This window comes from Streptomyces thermocarboxydovorans (assembly GCF_039524635.1).
Classification (GTDB): Bacteria; Actinomycetota; Actinomycetes; order Streptomycetales; family Streptomycetaceae; genus Streptomyces; species Streptomyces thermocarboxydovorans.
Window position 1 is genome coordinate 1 of record NZ_BAAAGU010000027.1, and the last position, 20,303, is coordinate 20,303.

Here is a 20,303-nt window from a genome sequence, read left to right on the forward strand (position 1 = left end):
CGCGCGGTGCTGGGCGAGATGGCCGGGGACGTGCTGGGCGGGGGCGGCCGGGGCGGCCTGCTGCGGGGCGGCCGGCTGCGGAGCGGGCTCGGGCTGCGCCGGGGCCGGGGCGGGCTCCGCCGGAGCCGGGGCGGCGGCCGGAGCGGCACCCGCCTCGCCGATGACGGCGAGCTTGGCGCCGACCTCGGCGGTCTCGTCCTCGCCCACCACGATCTCCAGCAGCGTGCCGGAGGCGGGGGCGGGGATCTCGGTGTCGACCTTGTCCGTCGACACCTCCAGCAGCGGCTCGTCGGCCTCGACGGTGTCACCGACCGACTTCAGCCAGCGGGTGACGGTGCCCTCGGTGACGGACTCGCCCAGCGCGGGCAGGACCACGTCCGTGCCCTGGGCGGAAGCGCCGCCGGCGGCGGCCTCGGCGGTGGGCGCCGGGGCGGGAGCGGCCTGCTCGGTGGACGGGACGGCAGCGGCGGGCTGGGGAGCCGGCTCGGCGGCCTGCTGGGCGGCCGGGGCCTGCTCGGCCGCGGGGGCGCCGGAGCCGTCGTCGATCACCGCGAGCTCGGCGCCGACCTCGACCGTCTCGTCCTCGGCGACCTTGATGGAGGACAGCACGCCGGAGGCGGGGGCGGGGATCTCGGTGTCGACCTTGTCCGTCGACACCTCCAGCAGCGGCTCGTCGGCCTCGACACGCTCGCCCTCGGCCTTCAGCCAACGGGTGACAGTGCCCTCGGTGACGCTCTCGCCGAGCGCCGGAAGGGTTACGGAAACCGCCATGGTTTCGGTTGCTCCTTTGGAAGTGCGGAAGTCTGTGTCGTCGCGCCCGAACGCGGCGAAGCGTCAGTCGTGGGAGTGCAGCGGCTTGCCCGCCAGCGCCAGGTGGGCCTCGCCGAGCGCCTCGTTCTGCGTCGGGTGGGAGTGGATGAGCTGGGCCACCTCGGCCGGCAGCGCCTCCCAGTTGTAGATCAGCTGGGCCTCGCCGACCTGCTCGCCCATACGGTCGCCGACCATGTGGACGCCGACCACCGCACCGTCCTTGACCTGGACGAGCTTGATCTCGCCCGCGGTCTTGAGGATCTTGCTCTTGCCGTTGCCCGCGAGGTTGTACTTCAGGGCCACGACCTTGTCCGCGCCGTAGATCTCCTTGGCCTTGGCCTCGGTGAGGCCGACGGAGGCGACCTCCGGGTGGCAGTAGGTCACCCGCGGCACACCGTCGTAGTCGATCGGCACGACCTTCAGACCGGCCAGCCGCTCGGCGACCAGGATGCCCTCCGCGAAGCCGACGTGCGCCAGCTGCAGGGTCGGGACCAGGTCACCGACGGCGGAGATGGTGGGCACGTTGGTGCGCATGTACTCGTCGACGAGGACGTAGCCGCGGTCCATGGCGACCCCGGCCTCCTCGTAGCCCAGACCCTGCGAGACCGGGCCGCGGCCGACGGCCACCAGCAGCACCTCGGCCTCGAACTCCTTGCCGTCGGCGAGGGTGACCTTGACACCGTCCTGGGTGTACTCGGCCTTCTGGAAGAAGGTGCCCAGGTTGAACTTGATGCCGCGCTTGCGGAAGGCGCGCTCCAGCAGCTTGGAGGAGTTCTCGTCCTCGACCGGGACGAGGTGCTTCAGGCCCTCGATGATGGTGACGTCCGCGCCGAAGGACTTCCACGCGGAGGCGAACTCCACGCCGATGACGCCGCCGCCCAGGACGATCGCGGACTTCGGCACGCGGTCCAGGACGAGGGCGTGGTCCGAGGAGATGATCCGGTCGCCGTCGATCTCCAGGCCCGGCAGCGACTTCGGCACCGAGCCGGTCGCCAGCAGGATGTGGCGGCCCTGGATGCGCTGCCCGTTGACATCCACAGAAGTGGGCGAGGACAGCCGGCCCTCGCCCTCGATGTAGGTCACCTTGCGGGAGGCGATCAGCCCCTGCAGACCCTTGTACAGGCCGGAGATGACCTCGTCCTTGTACTTGTGGACGGCGGGTACGTCGATGCCCTCGAAGCTGGCCTTCACGCCGAACTGCTCGCTCTCGCGGGCCTGGTCGGCGATCTCGCCCGCGTGCAGCAGGGCCTTGGTGGGGATGCATCCTCGGTGCAGGCAGGTGCCGCCGACCTTGTCCTTCTCGATCAGGGCGACGTCCAGGCCCAGCTGCGCCCCGCGCAGGGCCGCGGCGTATCCACCGCTGCCACCGCCGAGGATCACTAGGTCGAAAACGGTGCTGGCGTCGTTCGCCACGTCACGTCCTCCATGCATGTGCGCCACGCCGGTCTCCAGTGACCGGTCGGCGGCTGGTGTCCGGCCGCTCTTTGCTTTCGGCCCTTCGGTGGGGCCCTGTCCTGCCGAGCCCCATCTTCGCACTTGTCGCGTCGCTACGAGACGCCGGGCAGGTGTGTGAGACACCCCACGTCGTCGAGCGGTGCGAGCGGACACCCCCCGGGGGCCCGGCGACGCCGGGACCTCGCCCTACCCGCACGTGAGATCCCGGCGTCCGCCCGCGGACTCAGCCCAGCTCGCCGGCGGCCGTCAGCTCGGCGAGCCGGACCAGCGTCCGCACACCGGAACCGGTCCCGCCCTTCGGCGTGTACCCGAACGGGCCGCCCTCATTGAACGCCGGACCGGCGATGTCCAGGTGCGCCCAGGTGATGCCCTCGCCCACGAACTCCTTCAGGAACAGGCCGGCGACCAGGCCGCCGCCCATCCGCTCGCCCATGTTGGCGATGTCGGCGGTGGCCGAGTCCATGCCCTTGCGCAGGTGGTCGGGCAGCGGCATCGGCCAGGCCGGCTCGCCGACCTCCTCCGCGGCCTCGTGCACCCTGGCGCGGAAGGCGTCGTCGTTCGCCATGATCCCGAACGTGCGGTTGCCCAGCGCCAGCACCATCGCCCCGGTCAGCGTCGCCACGTCCACGATGGCGTCGGGCTTCTCCTGGGAGGCCGCCCACAGCGCGTCGGCGAGCACCAGCCGGCCCTCCGCGTCGGTGTTGAGCACCTCCACGGTCTTGCCGCTGTACATGCGCAGCACATCACCCGGACGGGTCGCCGAACCGGAGGGCATGTTCTCGGCCAGCGCCAGCCAGCCGGTGACGTTCACCTCGAGACCCAGCCGCGCGGCGGCGACGACCGCGGCGAAGACCGCCGCCGCACCGCTCATGTCGCACTTCATCGTCTCGTTGTGGCCGGCCGGCTTCAGCGAGATGCCGCCCGAGTCGTAGGTGATGCCCTTGCCGACGAACGCCAGGTGCTTCTTCGCCTTCGACGAGGTGTACGACAGCTTCACCAGCCGCGGGGCGGACGCCGAGCCGCCGCCCACGCCGAGGATGCCGCCGTAGCCGCCCTTGGCCAGCGCCTTCTCGTCGAGCACCTGCACCTTGATGCCGTGCTCCTTGGCCGCCGCCTGCGCGACGGCCGCGAACGCCTCCGGATTCAGGTCGTTCGGCGGGGTGTTGACGAGGTCGCGGGCGCGGTTGAGCTCCTCGGCGACCGCGGTGGCCCGCTCCAGCGCGGCCCGGTACGCCTTGTCGCGGGGCTTGGTGCCCAGCAGCGCGGCCTCGGCGAGCGGCGCCTTGCCGTTCTTGGCGTTCTTGCCGTTCTTCGAGCCGGAGTTGTCCGAGGTGTCCTTGTACGCGTCGAAGGAGTACGCGCCGAGCAGCACGCCCTCGGCGACGGCGCCCGCGTCGGCGGCGTCCGCCAGCGGCAGCGCGAACGCGGCCTTCTTGGAGCCGGCGAGGGCCCGCGCCGCGGCACCGGCCGCCCTGCGCAGCGCCTCGGCGTCGTAGCCGGAGCCCTTCTCGGGCTGGGAGCCCAGGCCCACCGCCACCACGACCGGCGCCTTGAAGCCGGCCGGTGCGGGGAGCTTCGTCACCTCGCCCTCGGCACCGGACGCGCCGAGAGTCTCCAGGACGCCGGCCAGCCTGCCGTCGTACCCCTTGTCCACGGCCTCGGCGCCGGGCGCGACGACCGGGCCGGAGGACCCGGTGCCCTTGGCGACACCGATCACGATCGCGTCGGCCCTGAGGCCGGCCGCCGCGGCGGTGCTGAGAGTGAGAGCAGTCACGGTGGTGAAATCTCGCTTCCGATGTGAAGTTGCAGTGGCCGAAAGTCGGTGGGTCGACCGGGCCCGGCGGTCCGCCCCCGGGTCGGACGACCCGGGAGCGCGTTCTCGGCGGGGCCTTCCCCGGTGCGGCGAACACTCGGGACGAGACTACGCGCGTATGTGTGTTCGCTCATTCATGTGGGGTGCACTCAGCCTTGAGCGGAAGCGGGAACCAGGGGCGCGACGGCGAGAACCGGACACGGTGAGGGGGTGCCGGGGGTGTGTGCCGGGGCCGGCTCAGCCCAGGGCCGCCACCACGAGCGCCGTGGTCGCCGCCGTCTCCGCGAGCCCGCCGAAGACGTCGCCAGTGATCCCGCCGAAGCGCCGTATGCAGTGCCGCAGCAGCAGTTCGGCCGCCCCGAGGGACAGCACCACGGCGAGGACGGCCCGCACGGCACCGCCCGCTCCGAGCAGGGCCCCGGCCGCCGCCGACGCGCCGGCCACCAGCAGCGCGACGGCCACCGCACCCCTGGCCGGCACGACACCGGCGACCGCCGCACCCAGCCCCTCCGGCCGCGCGGCCGGCACCCCCGCGCGGGCGGCGAGGGTGAGCGCGAGCCGGGCGGCGGCCGCCGCGACCACGGCGGCGAGCGCACCCCGCGGCCAGGAGCCGTCGTAGGCCGTGGTCAGCGCGGCCACCTGGGCCAGCAGCACCAGGACGAGGGTGATGACGCCGAAGGGGCCGATGTCCGACTGCTTCATGATCCGCAGCGCGTCCTCGGCGGGCCTGCCGCTGCCCAGCCCGTCGGCGGTGTCGGCCAGACCGTCCAGATGCAGACCACGGGTCAGCACGGCCGGTACGGCGACGGAGGCGACGGCGGCGAGCAGCGGCCCCGAGCCGAGCAGCAGCAGGGCGAGCCCGGCGGCGGCGGACAGCACGCCGACGACCAGTCCGGCCAGCGGGGCGCAGAGCATGCCGCCGCGCGCGGCCCCGCGGTCCCAGCGGGTCACCCTCACCGGGAGCACGGTGAGGGTGCCGAAGGCGAAGCGCAGGCCGTCGGCCGGGCGGCTGGAGGAGGGGTCGGGCACCGGCGCAGATTACCCGGCGGTCAGCAGGGCAGCCGCGGCGGCCGTGGATAAAGTGCGCATATGGGACAGTGGTGGGAGCGGAACATCATCGAGCCGGGCAAGCTGCCGCTGCTCCTCGCGCTCACGGCGTTCGTCCTCACCTTCGTGATCACCCGGATCATCACCCGCATGATCCGGGCCGGCAAGGGCCCCTTCGGCAACGTCAAGGCAGGGAAGCTGCACATCCACCACGTGGTGCCGGGGGTCATCCTCACCATCGTCGGCGGATTCGGCGCGGTGGCCGGCGGCCGGAACGGCTTCGGATCCGCGCTCGCCGCATTGGTGTTCGGCATCGGCGCGGGGCTGGTGCTGGACGAGTTCGCACTGATCCTGCACCTCGACGACGTCTACTGGAGCGAGGCCGGGCGCAAGAGCGTCGAGGTGGTCGTCCTCACCGCCGCCCTGGTCGGACTGCTGCTGCTCGGCTTCCTGCCGTTCGGCGTCGACGACCTCAACGACGACGAACTGCAGAACCGGGCGAGCGTCACCCTCAACGTGGTGGTCAACTTCCTGTTCTCGCTGATCGCGCTGAGCAAGGGCAAGCTGCGCCTGGCGATCTTCGGGGTGATCGTCCCCGTCGTCGCCCTGATCGGCGCGCTGCGGCTGGCCCGCCCCGGCTCACCATGGGCCAGACGCTTCTACCGCCGCCGCCCGCGGGCCCGCGCCAAGTCGATCCTGCGCGCCTACCACCACGACCGCCGCTGGTTGGGCCCCCGCCGCGTCCTCCAGGACTGGATCGGCGGCAAACCGGACCCGACACCGCCGTCCCTGCTGCCGTAGCCGGCAGGAGCCCCTGCACGGGTGGCGAGTGGCCGGAGGGGGCGGTGGCACCCGCCCCCACCGGAACCGGGACCGGACGCCGCGTCAGGACTTCTCCGGTCCCTCTTCCTCCGGGGTCTCCGCTGCGTTCTCCGGTTCCTTTTCCTTCGGTTCCGATTCCGCTTCCTTCGGTACCGATTCCTCCGCGGCCTCCGGGAGTCCGGCTGCGAGGGCGGCTGATGCCTGGACGAGGGGGAGGGCGAGGAGGGCGCCGGTGGCCTCGCCGACCGTGACGCCGTGGGACATCAGGGGCTCGAGGGCCATGCGGTCCAGGGCCTTCGCCTGGCCCGGCTCGCCGCTGTCGTGGGCGGCCAGCCACCAGTCGGGGGCGCGGAAGGCGATCCGCTGGCCCACCAGGGCGCACGCCGCCGTCACCACGCCGTCCAGCACCACCGGAAGCTTGCGCACCGCGGCCTGCAGCAGGAAGCCCGTCATGGCGGTGAGGTCCGCCCCGCCCACCGTGGCCAGCAGCTGCAGCTGGTCGCCGAGCACCGGGCGGGCCCGCCGCAGCGCGTCCCGGATCGCGGCGCACTTGCGCATCCAGGCCAGGTCGTCGATCGCCTGCCCGCCCCGCCCGGTGACCACCGACGCGTCCGTGCCGCACAGCGCCGCCACCAGCACGCCCGCCGCCGTCGTCCCGCCGACGCTGATGTCGCCCAGCACCACCAGATCCGTACCGGAGTCGGCCTCCTCGTCGGCCACCGCGACGCCCGCCCGGAACGCCGCCTCGGCCTCCTCGAGCGTCAGCGCGTCCTCGATGTCGATGCGCCCGCTGCCGCGCCGCACCCGGTGCCTGACCACGTCCTCGGGCAGCGAGCCCGGATCGCAGTCCAGGGCCATGTCGACCACCCGCACCGGCACGCCCATCCGCCGGGCCAGCACCGACACCGGCCGGCCGCCCTCCAGCACCTCGCGCACCAGCCGGTCCGCGCTGCCCGCGGGCCGCGCCGAGACGCCGAGCCCGGCGATCCCGTGGTCCCCTGCGAAGAGCACCACCCGCGGCCGTTCGATCGGCCGCACCGGCACCGCGGACTGCGCCGCCGCCAGCCACTCACCCAGCTCGTCGAGCCGGCCCAGCGACCCGGGCGGCACGATCCGGCTCTCCCGGTGCGCCTCGGCGTCACGGCGCACCGCGCTGTCCGGACGCTCGATCAGATCGGTGAAGTCGTCGAGATTAAGCGAGCTCATTCGCCGAACAGTACCGGCCCCGCTCGAACGGCACGGCCCCCGCCGGTCCCGCGCCCCCGTGCTCCCCTCCACCACGCCACCGTCGCGCCGTTCCACGGTCCGCCCCCTTCCGCTACGTAACGTTTTGCTCGGGATTGTCGTACGCCCGTCCCGCACGCCCTCTCGCCGGGAGCCGCCCATGACCGCACCGAGCACCCCCGCCGCAGCCTCCCGTCCCAAGGCCCCCGCACCCCGCGCGGCCCACCCGCACACCTCCGTCAAGGTGCACGAGCCGCGCCGCGAGGACTGCCCCTGGTGCGGCTCCGCCCGGCTGCGCAACCGGCTGCGCACCGGCGATCTGCGGCGGCACCGGCCGGGCCTGTTCACCGTCGACGAGTGCCGGGACTGCGGCCACACCTTCCAGAACCCGCGCCTGACCCCCGAGGGCCTCGCCTTCTACCGGCGGGCCGTGCCCGGGGCACCCCGCGACCCCGCCACCGAGGGCGTCCTCGCCCTGCGCGCCGCCCGCCGGCGCCGCCGCTCCGCCGCCCGCGCGATGCTCCGCTTCGGCGAGCCGGAGAGCTGGCTGGACGTCGGCACCGGGTACGCCCGCTTCCCGGAGACCGCCCGCGAGTTCTTCCCGTACACCGCCTTCGACGGCACCGACCCGACCGCGCGCATCGAACGGGCCCGCACCCTCGGCCGGGTGGAGGAGGCCCACCGCGGGGCGCTGACCGACCCTCACGTCCGCGAGCACGTGGCCGGCCGCTACGACGTCGTCAGCCTGCTGCACCACCTGGAGCAGACCACCGACCCCCGCGCCGAGCTGCACGCCGCCCTGGAAGCGCTGCGCCCCGGCGGGTACCTGCTGATCGAGACGCTCGACCCGCGCTGCGTGTTCGCCGCCCTGCTGGGCCGCTGGTGGCTGCCCTACGACCAGCCCCGCCGGCTGCATCTGCTGCCCCTGCGCAACCTGCGCGCCGAACTCGGGGAACGGGGCTGCGAGATCGTCACCGCCGGCCACCGCGCCGCGCACGTCCCGCACGACCTGGCCGGCGCCGCCGCCCTCGCCCTCTCCCACGCCCTGCCCGCCCCGGACACCCCCTGGCGGGCCATCCCGCCCACCCCCGCCCGGCAGCATCTGCGCACCGTGCTGCTGTACGCGGGGATCCCGCTGGTGGCCGCCGCCGGAGCGGCCGACCTCGCCCTGGCGCCCGCGCTGCGGCGCACCCCGTTCGCCAACGCCTACCGCGTCATCGCCCGCAAACCACGCGCCCGAAGGCGCGGCTGACGGCTCCTCAGCCGCGCGGCGCCACCGCGGTCAGCCGCGCAGCACGACCGCCTGGCCCGCCACCACCAGCAGCACCTGCTCGCACTCCTGGGCGAACGCCGCGTTCAGCCGCCCCAGTTCGTCCCGGTAGCGGCGGCCGGACGCGGTGGAGGGCACGATCCCGGACCCGACCTCGTTGGACACGGCGACCACCGTCCGCGCGGTCTCCCGCACCGCGTTCGTCAGCTCCCGCACCCGCTCGCGGAGCATCCGCTCCCCGCCGCCCGCCCACTCCGCGTCGTCCCACGCGCCGGCCGCGTCCATCGCATCGGTCAGCCACAGCGACAGGCAGTCGATCAGCAGCGGCGGCCCGTCGTCCTTCAGCAGCGGCACCAGATCGCAGGTCTCCACGGTCCGCCACGACCCCGGCCGCCGCTCCTGATGCGCCGCCACCCGCGCCGCCCACTCGGTGTCCCCGTTGCGCGACCCGCCGGTCGCCACGTACAGCACCTCGGGGAAGGACTCCAGACGCCGCTCGGCCTCCACCGACTTGCCGGAACGGGCCCCGCCCAGCACCAGCGTCCGGCGCGGCACATCGGGCACGTCCTCGTAGGCGCCCACCCGCAGCGACGTTCCGTCCGGCACGGCGCGCGCCCCGGCCGCCGCGAGCCGGCGCCGCAGCTCCGCGCCCGGCGGCACATCGTGGTCGACGTGCACGGCGACCACGTCCGTGGTCGGCCCCACCGCGCCCACCTCGCGCAGCCTCGCCAGCGCGTCCGGCCGCCCCACCACGTCCAGCAGCACCATGTCGTACGGCTCGGCCGGCTCCTCCAGCCCGGCCGGCGCCCCGCCCGGCGGCAGATACAGCAGCCGTTCCCCGTCCGGGCCGGTGACCGCGTACCCGGTGCCGGGCGCGTCCAGCGCCATGGCCCGCACCCGGTGCCCGGTCAGCAGCGTCAGCTCCTGGCCGTCCGGCACCCGGCCCGGCTGCGGCAGCCCGGCCGGCACCTCGACCGCGGGACCGTCGTGCGGATGCGACAGCAGCACCTGCTGCACCCCGCTCAGCGACCGCCCGGCACGCGCCGCGGCGAACGCCGCACCCGGCGTCAGATCCAGCAGCAGCGCACCGTCCACCAGAGCGGCGGTCGCCGCCCGCGCGTCCGGCCCCAGCGCACAGGCGCACACGGCGCAGGGGCAGTCGGGGCGGGGCAGTCCCGCGGGGGCACCGGTACCGAGCAGAGTGAGTTCCACGCCCCGATTTTCGCGTGTCCCCACAGCTCGTGCGCGTCCGACTAGGCTCTGGGCAGCGGCCGGACCAAGATCCGGCCGTCTCGGTGCAGTGTGCTCACACCCTGGGAGGCGTACATGGCGGCATGGACGTGGCGGTTCGAGAAGTCCGACGGGACGCAGGTCGAGCCCGCCGTGCCGGTGGAGGAGTTCTCCACCCAGGGGGACGCCGAGTCCTGGATCGGGGAGAACTGGAAGGCCCTGCTGGAGGGCGGCGCCGACCAGGTGCGGCTGCTGGAGGACGGCACCGAGGTCTACGGTCCGATGAGCCTGCACGCCGACGAGTCATGAGCCGAGCCGAGTCCTGAGCCCGCCGGGCGGGGGCCCGCCCGGCCCTCGCTCCGCACCCCGCTGACGGCCCTCGCCCGTACCCCGCCGGCCGACGCGGTCTCAGCCGCGCACGTCAACGACGCACGCTCAGCCGCGCACCCCGCACAGATGCAGCAGCGCCGCCACTCCGCGATAGGGGTCGGTGCGCCCGGCCCGCTCCTCGACCGCGAGCAGCGTCTGAAGGTCCTCGGGAGCCTCCGCACCGTCGGCCGCCGTATCCGTGAAGACCCGCACCCCGTACCAGGCGCGCAGCGGCGCCCCGATCCCCGCGAGGGTCGCCGTCAGGTCCTTCAGCCGGTCGGCACGCACGTCGAGCCCCAGCCGGTTGGTGCAGGCGGTGGTGCCGAAGGCAGCCAGCGCGCCCGCCCAGTCACCGGCCAGCCCCGGCCGCATCGCCAGCGCGTCGCCGTTGCGCACCAGCAGCGACAGCAGCCCGCCCGGGGCGAGCATCCGGGCCAGCCCCGCCACCAGCGGGTCCGGCTCCTCCACGTACATCAGCACCCCGTGGCAGAGCACCACGTCGAAGCTGCCCGGCAGGAAGTGCACGCCGGTGTCCCGGCCGTCCCCCTCGATGATCCGCATCCGTTCCCGGATGCCCTCCGGTTCCCGCGCGAGCGCCTCCCGCGCGGCGGCGATCATCGTCGCGTCCCGCTCCATACCGGTCACCGTGTGCCCGGCCCGGGCCAGCCGCAGCGCCTGCGTGCCCTGGCCCATGCCGACGTCCAGCACCCGCAGCCGCCGTCCGACCGCGAAGCGGGCGGCCATCTGCTCGTCCAGCTGGCGGGAGACCAGTTCCTGCCGTACGACGTCCCGCAGGCCGCCGAGCTTGCTCAGCCAGGCCTCGGCCGCGCCGCCGGTGAACGGCGTCGCGCTCAGGGCCGCTCCCCGCGCTTGACCTGGGGCTTGGGCAGCCGCAGCCGGCGCATCTGCAGCGAACGCATCAGCGCGTAGGCCACCGCGCCGCGGCGGTTGTCGTCGGGGAAGCGCTCCGCGAGCTGCTTCTTCAGCCGGAAGCCGGTGACGATCGAGTCGAGCACGATGGTCACGATCACCACGAGCCACAGCAGCAGCGCGATGCTCTGCAGCGCCGGCACCCGGATCATGCTCAGCACGAGGATGATCACGGCCATCGGCAGGAAGAACTCGGCGATGTTGAACCGCGAGTCGACGAAGTCGCGCGCGAACCGGCGCACCGGGCCCTTGTCGCGGGCCGGCAGGTACCGCTCGTCGCCGCTGGCCAGCGCCTGGCGCTGCCGCTCCAGCGCGGCCCGCCGCTCCTCGCGCTGACGCCTCGCGGCCTCCTTGCGCGACATCCGTGTATTGGCCACGCTGCGACGCTGGGACTGCGCCACGCTCCGCTTGGGCGTGGGGCGGCCCTTGGGGGCCTCGGGGTGACGGGTCTGCTTGGAGGTGGTCACCGTCGCCTTGTCGGCGGCAGGTGCCTTCTCTTCCTTGGCACGGCTACGGAACACAAAACCCAAGAGTACGGGGTGTCCGGGGTTGGACCCCACCCCCGCGGGGAACGATCCGGCAACACCACTCGTCTGTAAGGGGACAGAGGGTACACAGAGGGGACACAGAGGAGACGTCGTGTCCGTCTCCGGGCCAGCCGGCCGGCCGGACCCGGGGATCACCTACTCCTTGCGCCGGATCGGGAGGATGCTCAGTCGTCCTTGGGGATGAGCGCATCCGTCCCCGGACAGTGCGGTAATGGAGTCAGGGCCCGTACTGTGGGTTCTGTCGCAGGTGCTGGAGCTGAAGTCGGTCAGAAGGGGGCGCGCGAAGCCCATGAGCGGTGTCATGAAGCGTATGGGGATGATCTTCCGCGCGAAGGCGAACAGGGCCCTTGACCGGGCCGAGGACCCGCGCGAGACCCTCGATTACTCGTACCAGAAGCAGCTGGAGCTGCTCCAGAAGGTCCGCCGCGGCGTCGCCGACGTGGCGACCAGCCGCAAGCGCCTGGAGCTCCAGCTCAACCAGCTCCAGTCGCAGTCGGCCAAGCTGGAGGACCAGGGCCGCAAGGCGCTCGCGCTGGGCCGCGAGGACCTCGCCCGCGAGGCGCTCTCCCGCCGCGCCGCCCTGCAGCAGCAGGTGACCGACCTGGAGACCCAGCACGCCACGCTCCAGGGCGAGGAGGAGAAGCTCACCCTGGCGGCCCAGCGGCTCCAGGCGAAGGTGGACGCCTTCCGCACGAAGAAGGAGACCATCAAGGCCACCTACACCGCCGCCCAGGCGCAGACCCGGATCGGCGAGGCCTTCTCCGGCATCTCCGAGGAGATGGGGGACGTGGGCCTGGCCATCCAGCGCGCCGAGGACAAGACCGCCCAGCTCCAGGCGCGCGCCGGTGCGATCGACGAGCTGCTCGCCTCCGGCGCGCTCGACGACCAGTCCGGCATGCACAAGGACGACATCCAGGCCGAGCTGGACCGCCTCTCCGGTGGTACGGATGTGGAGCTTGAGCTGCAGCGCATGAAGGCCGAGCTGGCCGGCGGCAGCACGGGCGGGCAGCAGGCCATCGAGGGCGGCAACGGACAGCAGCAGACCCAGCAGGAGTCGCAGGACACCCCGCGCTTCGACAAGCAGTAGCAGCCCACGCCGAGGAGGCGTCGTGATCGTACGGATCATGGGGGAGGGGCAGGTGGCTCTGTCCGAGAGCCACCTCGCCGAGCTGAACAAACTCGACGAGGAACTCCTCGCCGAGATGAACAACGGCGACGGCCCCGGCTTCCGCGCCACGCTCCAGGCCCTGCTGACGAAGGTCCGTGAACTGGGCGAGCCGCTGCCGGACGACTCCCTGGAACCGTCCGACCTGATCCTCCCGTCCCCGGACGCCACCATCGCGGAGGTCCGGGAACTGCTGAGCGACGACGGCCTGATCCCGGGCCCCTGACCCGTGCGGGCCGGTGAGCCGCGGCCCGCCCCCCGCTCCGGGGCGTGCCCCGTCGGCGGACGGCGGCAGCCCGGGCGCGCGGAGCCGGGCTACCGTACATGCCCGTGACCACGTTCCAGCGGGCCAGACGCTACGCCAAGACCCACCCCCTGGCCCTGGACGCCGCGCTCGCGGCCGGCGTGCTGCTGTGCATGCTCGCCGGCTCCTTCCTCGAGCCGCACGACCCGCAGGGCGCCAGCTGGGGCCTGCGCACCCCCGACCCGCTCAGCCTGGTCCTGATGACCCTCGGCGCCGCGGCCCTGGTGCTGCGCCGCCGCGCCCCGCGCACCGTCCTCGCGGTGACCTCGGCCTTCTCGCTCACCGAGTCGGTCACCGGCGACCCGCGCGCCCCCGTCGCCATGAGCGCGGTGATCGCCCTCTACACCGTCGCCGCCACCACCGACCGCCCCACCACCTGGCGCGTCGGCCTGCTCACCATGACCGTGCTGACCGGCACCGCCATGGCCGCGGGACCGCTGCCCTGGTACGCGCAGGAGAACCTCGCCCTGTTCGCCTGGACCGGCATCGGCGCCACCGCCGGCGACGCCGTGCGCAGCCGCCGCGCCTTCGTCCAGGCCATCCGCGAACGCGCCGAGCGGGCCGAGCGCACCCGCGAGGAGGAGGCCCGCCGCCGGGTCGCCGAGGAGCGCCTGCGCATCGCCCGCGACCTGCACGACGTGGTCGCCCACCACATCGCCCTGGTCAACGTGCAGGCCGGCGTCGCCGCGCATGTCATGGACCGGCGGCCCGACCAGGCCAAGGAGGCCCTCTCCCACGTGCGCGAGGCCAGCCGCACCGCGCTCGGCGAACTGCGCGCCACCGTCGGCCTGCTGCGCCAGTCCGGCGACCCCGAGGCACCCACCGAGCCCGCTCCCGGCCTGGACCGGCTCGACGACCTGGCCAACACCTTCCGCAGCGCCGGCCTCACGGTCGAGGTGGCCCGCGCCGACCAGGACACCGATCTGCCCGCCGCCGTCGACCTCGCCGCCTACCGGATCATCCAGGAGGCCCTCACCAACGTGCAGAAGCACGCGGGTCCCGGCGCCCGGGCCGAGGTCAGCATCGTCCGGGTCGGACCCCACATCGAGATCACCGTGCTCGACGACGGCGCCGGCGGCCGGGACCACGAGCCGGCACCCGGCGGCGGCCACGGACTGCTCGGCATGCGGGAACGCGTCACCGCCCTGCGCGGCACCCTCACCACCGGCCCCCGCTACGGCGGCGGATTCCGCGTCCATGCGATCCTGCCCGTCCAGACCCGCACGTCCGCCTCGCCCGCCGCGTCCGCCGACGCCGCGGGCGGCCCGTGAGCCGCGCCCAGGGGGAGCCCGTATGACCATCCGTGTCCTGCTCGCCGACGACCAGGCACTGCTGCGCAGCGCCTTCCGGGTGCTCGTCGACTCCGAGCCGGACATGGAGGTGGTCGGCGAGGCCGCCGAGGGCGCCGAGGCGGTGCGCCTCGCCCGCGAGCAGCGCGCCGACGTCGTCCTGATGGACATCCGGATGCCCGGCACCGACGGCCTGGCCGCCACCCGCACCATCTGCGCCGACCCGGAACTCGCCGGGGTGCGCGTGGTGATCCTGACCACCTTCGAGGTCGACGACTACGTGGTGCAGGCGCTGCGCGCCGGTGCCTCCGGCTTCCTCGGCAAGGGCTCCGAGCCCGACGAGCTGCTGAACGCCATCCGCATCGCCGCCGCGGGCGAGGCGCTGCTGTCCCCGGCCGCCACCAAGGGCCTGATCGCCCGCTTCCTCGCCCAGGAGGGCGGCGACGGCGACCGCCCCGACACGGCCCGCGCCGACCGCCTCGCCGCGCTCACCGGGCGCGAGCGTGAGGTGCTGGTGCAGGTCGCCGGCGGGCACTCCAACGACGAGATCGCCGAACGCCTCGAGGTCAGCCCGCTCACCGTGAAGACGCACGTCAACCGGGCCATGGCCAAGCTGGGCGCCCGCGACCGCGCCCAGCTGGTGGTGATCGCCTACGAGTCGGGCCTGGTCCGTCCAAGGGTGGACTGAGCCGGGGCGGGGCGTACTGCGGGCGGAGTAGAGGCCGCCGGAGGAATCGCACCTCAAGGCTACGGATCGGCGGCCTGACGTGCCCGAGGGTGTATCACGGGCGCCCGGCTGCGCCCATCCGTGCGTCTGTACGTCCTCCCAACAGAAGAGAGACCCTGACCCATGTCCTGGCTGTCCAGGTTCAGCCTCGCGCAACGGGCACTGATCGGACTGATGTCGATCATCGCGCTCGTCTTCGGGGCGATCGCGATACCCCAGCTGAAACAGCAGCTGCTGCCCACCATCGAACTGCCGATGGTCTCCGTGGTCGCGCCCTACCAGGGGGCCTCCCCGGACGTCGTGGAGAAGCAGGTCGTCGAGCCCATCGAGGGCCACCTCGAGGCCGTCGACGGCCTCACCGGCGTCACCTCCACGGCCTCCGAGGGCAGCGCCGTGATCATGGCGTCCTTCGACTACGGCAACGACACCAAGCAGCTCGTCGCCGACGTCCAGCAGGCCGTCAACCGGGCCCGCGCCCAGCTCCCGGACGACGTCGACCCGCAGGTGGTCGCCGGCTCCACCGACGACATCCCGACCGTGGTGCTCGCCGTCACCTCCGACAAGGACCAGCAGGCGCTCGCCGACCAGCTCGACCGGACGGTCGTGCCCGCGCTGGAGGACATCGACGGCGTCGGCCAGGTCACCGTCGACGGCGTGCGCGACCTCCAGGTCACCGTCACCCCCGACCCGGCGAAGCTGGCCAGGGCGGGCCTGACCCCGCAGTCGCTGGCCGAGGCCCTGCAGGCGGGCGGCGCGACCGTCCCGGCGGGCTCCTTCGACGAGGACGGCGCCAACCGCACCGTCCAGGTCGGCGGCGGCTTCACCTCGCTCGAGCAGATCGAGGATTTGATGGTCACCGCCGGGCCCGGCAAGGGCAAGCCGGTCCGGCTCGGCGACGTGGCGACGGTCAGGCAGCAGGAGGCCCGCGCCGACTCCCTGACCCGCACCAACGGCAGGCCCAGCCTCGCCGTGATGGCCACCATGGACCACGACGGCAGCGCTGTCGCCATCTCCGAGGCCGTCCAGGACAAGCTGCCCGAGCTGCGCGAGCAACTCGGCGCCGGCGCGAGCCTCACCGTCGTCAGCGACCAGGGCCCGGCCGTCTCCGAGGCCATCGAGGGACTGACCACCGAGGGCGCGCTCGGCCTGCTCTTCGCGGTGCTGGTCATCCTCGTCTTCCTGGCGTCGGTCCGCTCGACGCTGGTCACCGCGGTGTCCATCCCGCTGTCCGTGGTGCTGGCGCTGATCGTGCTGTGGACGCGCGACCTGTCGCTGAACATGCTGACGCTGGGCGCGCTGACCATCGCCGTCGGCCGGGTCGTGGACGACTCCATCGTCGTCCTGGAGAACATCAAGCGGCACCTCGGCTACGGCGAGGAGCGCCGCGCGGCCATCCTCGGCGCGGTCCGCGAGGTCGCCGGAGCGGTGACCTCCTCCACCCTCACCACGGTCGCCGTCTTCCTGCCGATCGGCCTGGTCGGCGGCATGGTCGGCGAGCTGTTCGGCTCCTTCAGCCTCACCGTCACCGCGGCGCTGCTGGCCTCCCTGCTGGTGTCGCTGACGGTCGTGCCGGTCCTGTCGTACTGGTTCCTGCGCGCCCCCAAGGGCACCCCCGAGGACGCCGAGGAGGCCCGCAGGCTCGCCGAGGAGAAGGAGGCCCGCAGCCGCCTGCAGCGGATCTACGTGCCCGTGCTGCGCTTCGCCACCCGGCGCCGGCTGACCAGCGTGGCCATCGCGGTCGTGGTGCTGATCGGCACCTTCGCCATGGCGCCCCTGCTGAAGACCAACTTCTTCGACCAGGGCGCGCAGAAGGTCCTGACCGTCCGTCAGGAGCTGAAGCCCGGCACCAGCCTGGCGGCGACCGACGCCCAGGCGAAGAAGGTCGAGCGGCTGCTCGCCGGCACCGAGGGCGTCAAGGACTACCAGGTGACGGTCGGCTCGTCGGGCTGGATGGCGGCCTTCGGCGGCGGCACCGACACCAACCAGGCGATGTACCAGGTGATGCTGGAGGACTCTGCCTCCTTCGAGGACGTCCAGGACCGCCTGGAGGACGGACTCGGCGAGCTGGACGGCATCGGCACCACCACCATCGCCGCCGGCGACGGCTTCGGCAGCCAGGACCTGAGCGTCGTCGTCAAGGCGGCCGACCCGCAGGTGCTGCGCAAGGCCGCCGACCAGGTGCAGCAGGCCGTGGCCTCCCTGGACGACGTCACCGACGTCACCAGCGACCTGGCGCAGAGCGTGCCGCGGATCTCGGTGAGGGCCAATGAGAAGGCCGCCGCGGCCGGGTTCGACGACCGGACCCTCGGCGCGGCCGTCGCCCAGGCGGTCCGGGGCACCCCGGCCGGCACGGCCGTCCTGGACGACACCGAGCGGGACATCGTCATCGCCTCGGCGAAGCCCGCCACCACCCTGGCCGAGCTGAAGAAGCTGGACCTGGGCGGGGCGAAGCTGGGCGACCTCGCCACCGTCGAGCTGGTGGACGGCCCGGTGTCGATGACCCGGATCGACGGCCAGCGCGCGGCGACCGTCACCGCCAAGCCGACCGGTGACAACACCGGCGCGGTCAGCGCCGAGCTCCAGTCGAAGATCGACGCCCTGACCCTGCCGGCGGGCGCGACGGCGGAGATCGGCGGCGTCACCGAGGACCAGCAGGAGGCGTTCGCCAGCCTGGGCCTGGCGATGCTGGCGGCCGTCGCCATCGTCTTCATGCTGCTGGTCGGCACGTTCCGCTCGCTCGCCCAGCCGCTGATCCTGCTGGTGGCGATCCCGTTCGCGGCGACCGGCGCGATCGGTCTGCTGGTCGCCACGGGCACCCCGATGGGCGTCCCGGCGATGATCGGCATGCTGATGCTGATCGGCATCGTGGTCACCAACGCGATCGTGCTGATCGACCTGATCAACCAGTACCGCAGGCGGGGCCACGGCGTCGTCGAGGCGGTCGTGGAGGGCGGCCGCCACCGGCTGCGGCCCATCCTGATGACCGCCCTGGCGACCATCTTCGCCCTGCTGCCGATGGCGCTCGGCATCACCGGCGAGGGCGGCTTCATCGCCCAGCCGCTGGCCGTGGTGGTGATCGGCGGTCTGGTCACCTCGACGCTGCTGACGCTGCTCCTCGTCCCGACGCTCTACGCGATGCTCGAACTGCGCAAGGAGCGCCGCGCGAAGAAGCGGGCGGCCAAGCGGCAGGCCCGCGAGGAAGAGGTGCTGGAGCCGGCCGGCACCTGACCGGCACGGCCCCCGGCCCACATGGCGAAGGCCCGGTCCCCGCGCGACGCGCGGGGACCGGGCCTTCGCCATGTCATGTGTCGGAACCGTGCCTTACGGGAGCGCCAGCATCCGCTCCAGGGCCAGCTTGGCGAACGCCTCGGTCTCCTTGTCGACCTCGATCCGGTTGACCAGGTTGCCCTCGGCGAGCGACTCCAGCGCCCACACCAGATGCGGCAGGTCGATGCGGTTCATGGTCGAGCAGAAGCACACCGTCCGGTCGAGGAAGACGACCTCCTTGCCCTCCGGCGCGAACCGGTTCGCCAGGCGGCGCACCAGGTTCAGCTCGGTGCCGATGGCCCACTTGGAGCCGGCCGGGGCGGCCTGAAGGGTCTTGATGATGTACTCGGTCGACCCGACGTAGTCCGCCGCGGCCACCACCTCGTGCCGGCACTCGGGGTGCACCAGCACATTGACGCCCGGGATGCGCTCGCGCACGTCGTTGACGGAGTCGAGGTTGAACCGGCCGTGCACCGAGCAGTGCCCGCGCCACAGGATCATCTTCGCGGACCGCAGCTCCTCGGCGGTCAGCCCGCCGTTCGGCCGGTGCGGGTTGTAGACCACGCAGTCGTCCAGGGACATGCCCATGTCCCGCACCGCGGTGTTGCGGCCCAGGTGCTGGTCGGGCAGGAACAGCACCTTCTCGCCCTGCTCGAAGGCCCAGTCCAGCGCCCGCTTGGCATTGGAGGAGGTGCAGATCGTGCCGCCGTGCTTGCCCGTGAACGCCTTGATGTCGGCGGAGGAGTTCATGTACGACACCGGCACGACCTGCTCGGCTATGCCGGCCTCGGTCAGTACGTCCCAGCACTCGGCGACCTGCTCGGCCGTGGCCATGTCGGCCATCGAGCAGCCGGCCGCCAGGTCGGGCAGGACCACCTTCTGGTCGTCGGACGTCAGAATGTCCGCGGACTCGGCCATGAAGTGCACACCGCAGAAGACGATGTACTCGGCCTCGGGGCGCGCCGCGGCGTCCCGGGCCAGCTTGAAGGAGTCACCCGTGACGTCGGCGAACTGGATGACCTCGTCGCGCTGGTAGTGGTGGCCGAGCACGAAGACCTTGTCCCCGAGCTTCTCCTTCGCCCTGCGGGCCCGCTCCACCAGATCCGGGTCGGACGGCGAGGGCAGGTCGCCGGGACACTCCACGCCCCGTTCGCTCTTCGGGTCGGCCTCACGGCCGAGGAGCAGCAGGGCGAGGGGCGTCGGCTGGACGTCGAGCTCCTGGGGCTGGGCGGTGGTCACGACACGCACCCTTTCTGTTTCTGGCGACTTCTCGTCGATTTGACGCTATCTATCATAACCGCTTCACGTCACTTTGACGATGGCCATAGCGTCCATGTGACGTGAATCCCGCGCACCCGCGGTTCATTCCCCGGAGATTCCCGGAAGGTCCCACAAGAGGCGGTTTCGGCTCGGGCGGGCGTGTGCGAGCATGAAGCAGGAGCCGAGAACCACGAGCCCCGGCCCGGAATGAATCCGTGGCCCCGCCGGTTGCAACCGTCGGCAAGCAGTCTCCGTACAACCCGGGAGAGATGTAGATGTCCGTATCGGACGAGACCACTACCGTCACCGACGGCATCATCCTGACCGACGCCGCCGCGGCCAAGGTCAAGGCCCTGCTCGACCAGGAAGGCCGTGACGACCTCGCGCTGCGTGTGGCCGTTCAGCCGGGTGGCTGCTCCGGCCTGCGGTACCAGCTGTTCTTCGACGAGCGCTCGCTCGACGGCGACGTGGTGAAGGACTTCGGTGGTGTGAAGGTCGTCACCGACCGCATGAGCGCCCCGTACCTGGGCGGCGCCACCATCGACTTCGTCGACACCATCGAGAAGCAGGGCTTCACGATCGACAACCCGAACGCCACCGGCTCCTGCGCCTGCGGCGACTCCTTCAGCTGAGCCGGGTACCGGCCCAGGCCCGCAGAACGTCGAAGGCGGCGGTCCCTCATCGAGGGGCCGCCGCCTTCGGGCGTTTCCGGTGCCGCGGCGCTTCCGCGTCGCGCGCCCGCCGTCTCCGCCTGGCGCGGCCGGTCCTCCCAT

General features: G+C 73.0%; 18 protein-coding genes. 9 read left to right on the forward strand and 9 right to left on the reverse strand.

All coding sequences use genetic code 11. The annotated features are described in order from the left end of the window. The 4 genes from ABD198_RS14310 to ABD198_RS14325 all read right to left on the reverse strand — a co-directional run. Positions 1–771, reverse strand: a 771-nt coding sequence (locus ABD198_RS14310; RefSeq protein ID WP_344001065.1) for a biotin/lipoyl-containing protein, incomplete at its 3' end; no start/stop codon positions are given. 63 nt (positions 772–834) lie between these two features. Then, positions 835–2,223, reverse strand: a complete 1,389-nt coding sequence (gene lpdA / locus ABD198_RS14315; protein WP_344001066.1) for a dihydrolipoyl dehydrogenase — start codon at positions 2,221–2,223, stop codon at positions 835–837. A 265-nt stretch (positions 2,224–2,488) separates the two neighbouring features. Next, entirely contained in the window at positions 2,489–4,039 is a 1,551-nt protein-coding gene (locus ABD198_RS14320) for a leucyl aminopeptidase (RefSeq protein ID WP_344001068.1), read from the reverse strand. Between the two features lie 276 nt (positions 4,040–4,315). Beyond that, the gene (locus ABD198_RS14325) at positions 4,316–5,107 is read right to left on the reverse strand and encodes an adenosylcobinamide-GDP ribazoletransferase (protein WP_344001070.1); all 792 of its coding nucleotides are present in this window, start codon (positions 5,105–5,107) and stop codon (positions 4,316–4,318) included. Between the two features lie 60 nt (positions 5,108–5,167). On the opposite strand from ABD198_RS14325, the gene ABD198_RS14330 reads away from it, so the two are divergent. Further along, positions 5,168–5,926: a hypothetical protein gene (locus ABD198_RS14330; protein WP_344001072.1), complete on the forward strand. Its 759-nt coding sequence runs from the start codon at positions 5,168–5,170 to the stop codon at positions 5,924–5,926. Positions 5,927–6,010: 84 nt separating this feature from the next. Here the strand turns inward: ABD198_RS14330 and cobT are convergent, their stop codons facing one another. Next, positions 6,011–7,153, reverse strand: coding sequence for a nicotinate-nucleotide--dimethylbenzimidazole phosphoribosyltransferase (gene cobT / locus ABD198_RS14335; RefSeq protein ID WP_344001075.1), 1,143 nt, complete (start codon positions 7,151–7,153; stop codon positions 6,011–6,013). A gap of 178 nt (positions 7,154–7,331) precedes the next feature. On the opposite strand from cobT, the gene ABD198_RS14340 reads away from it, so the two are divergent. Next, on the forward strand, positions 7,332–8,423 hold the full coding sequence (locus ABD198_RS14340) for a class I SAM-dependent methyltransferase (RefSeq protein ID WP_344001077.1): 1,092 nt from the start codon (positions 7,332–7,334) through the stop codon (positions 8,421–8,423). A 30-nt stretch (positions 8,424–8,453) separates the two neighbouring features. On the opposite strand, the gene ABD198_RS14345 is transcribed toward ABD198_RS14340, so the two are convergent. After that, positions 8,454–9,653 (reverse strand): bifunctional adenosylcobinamide kinase/adenosylcobinamide-phosphate guanylyltransferase, encoded by a 1,200-nt coding sequence (locus tag ABD198_RS14345; protein WP_344001079.1) that lies wholly within the window; start codon positions 9,651–9,653, stop codon positions 8,454–8,456. 114 nt (positions 9,654–9,767) lie between these two features. On the opposite strand from ABD198_RS14345, the gene ABD198_RS14350 reads away from it, so the two are divergent. Then, a complete protein-coding gene (locus ABD198_RS14350; protein WP_167994508.1) occupies positions 9,768–9,980 on the forward strand; it encodes a hypothetical protein in 213 nt (70 codons plus the stop codon). A gap of 126 nt (positions 9,981–10,106) precedes the next feature. Here ABD198_RS14350 and ABD198_RS14355 read toward each other — a convergent pair whose 3' ends face one another. After that, positions 10,107–10,784, reverse strand: coding sequence for a class I SAM-dependent methyltransferase (locus tag ABD198_RS14355; protein WP_425580476.1), 678 nt, complete (start codon positions 10,782–10,784; stop codon positions 10,107–10,109). A gap of 107 nt (positions 10,785–10,891) precedes the next feature. Beyond that, complete coding sequence (locus ABD198_RS14360) at positions 10,892–11,530, reverse strand: DUF3043 domain-containing protein (protein ID WP_344001082.1); 639 nt, start codon at positions 11,528–11,530, stop codon at positions 10,892–10,894. A gap of 289 nt (positions 11,531–11,819) precedes the next feature. On the opposite strand from ABD198_RS14360, the gene ABD198_RS14365 reads away from it, so the two are divergent. The 5 genes from ABD198_RS14365 (at position 11,820) to ABD198_RS14385 (ending at position 18,231) form a co-directional block, all read left to right on the forward strand. Further along, on the forward strand, positions 11,820–12,605 hold the full coding sequence (locus ABD198_RS14365; protein WP_344001084.1) for a PspA/IM30 family protein: 786 nt from the start codon (positions 11,820–11,822) through the stop codon (positions 12,603–12,605). Between the two features lie 22 nt (positions 12,606–12,627). Beyond that, on the forward strand, positions 12,628–12,909 hold the full coding sequence (gene pspAA / locus ABD198_RS14370; protein ID WP_344001086.1) for a PspA-associated protein PspAA: 282 nt from the start codon (positions 12,628–12,630) through the stop codon (positions 12,907–12,909). A 104-nt stretch (positions 12,910–13,013) separates the two neighbouring features. Continuing rightward, positions 13,014–14,258, forward strand: a complete 1,245-nt coding sequence (locus ABD198_RS14375; protein WP_344001088.1) for a sensor histidine kinase — start codon at positions 13,014–13,016, stop codon at positions 14,256–14,258. 22 nt (positions 14,259–14,280) lie between these two features. Further along, a complete protein-coding gene (locus ABD198_RS14380; protein WP_344001091.1) occupies positions 14,281–14,964 on the forward strand; it encodes a response regulator in 684 nt (227 codons plus the stop codon). A gap of 162 nt (positions 14,965–15,126) precedes the next feature. Continuing rightward, complete coding sequence (locus ABD198_RS14385; RefSeq protein ID WP_344001092.1) at positions 15,127–18,231, forward strand: efflux RND transporter permease subunit; 3,105 nt, start codon at positions 15,127–15,129, stop codon at positions 18,229–18,231. Positions 18,232–18,324: 93 nt separating this feature from the next. Here the strand turns inward: ABD198_RS14385 and nadA are convergent, their stop codons facing one another. Continuing rightward, positions 18,325–19,509 (reverse strand): quinolinate synthase NadA, encoded by a 1,185-nt coding sequence (gene nadA / locus ABD198_RS14390; protein WP_344001094.1) that lies wholly within the window; start codon positions 19,507–19,509, stop codon positions 18,325–18,327. 296 nt (positions 19,510–19,805) lie between these two features. Between nadA and ABD198_RS14395 the strand changes: the two genes are divergently transcribed. After that, the gene (locus ABD198_RS14395) at positions 19,806–20,162 is read left to right on the forward strand and encodes a HesB/IscA family protein (RefSeq protein ID WP_014672245.1); all 357 of its coding nucleotides are present in this window, start codon (positions 19,806–19,808) and stop codon (positions 20,160–20,162) included. Positions 20,163–20,303 lie beyond the last annotated feature (141 nt).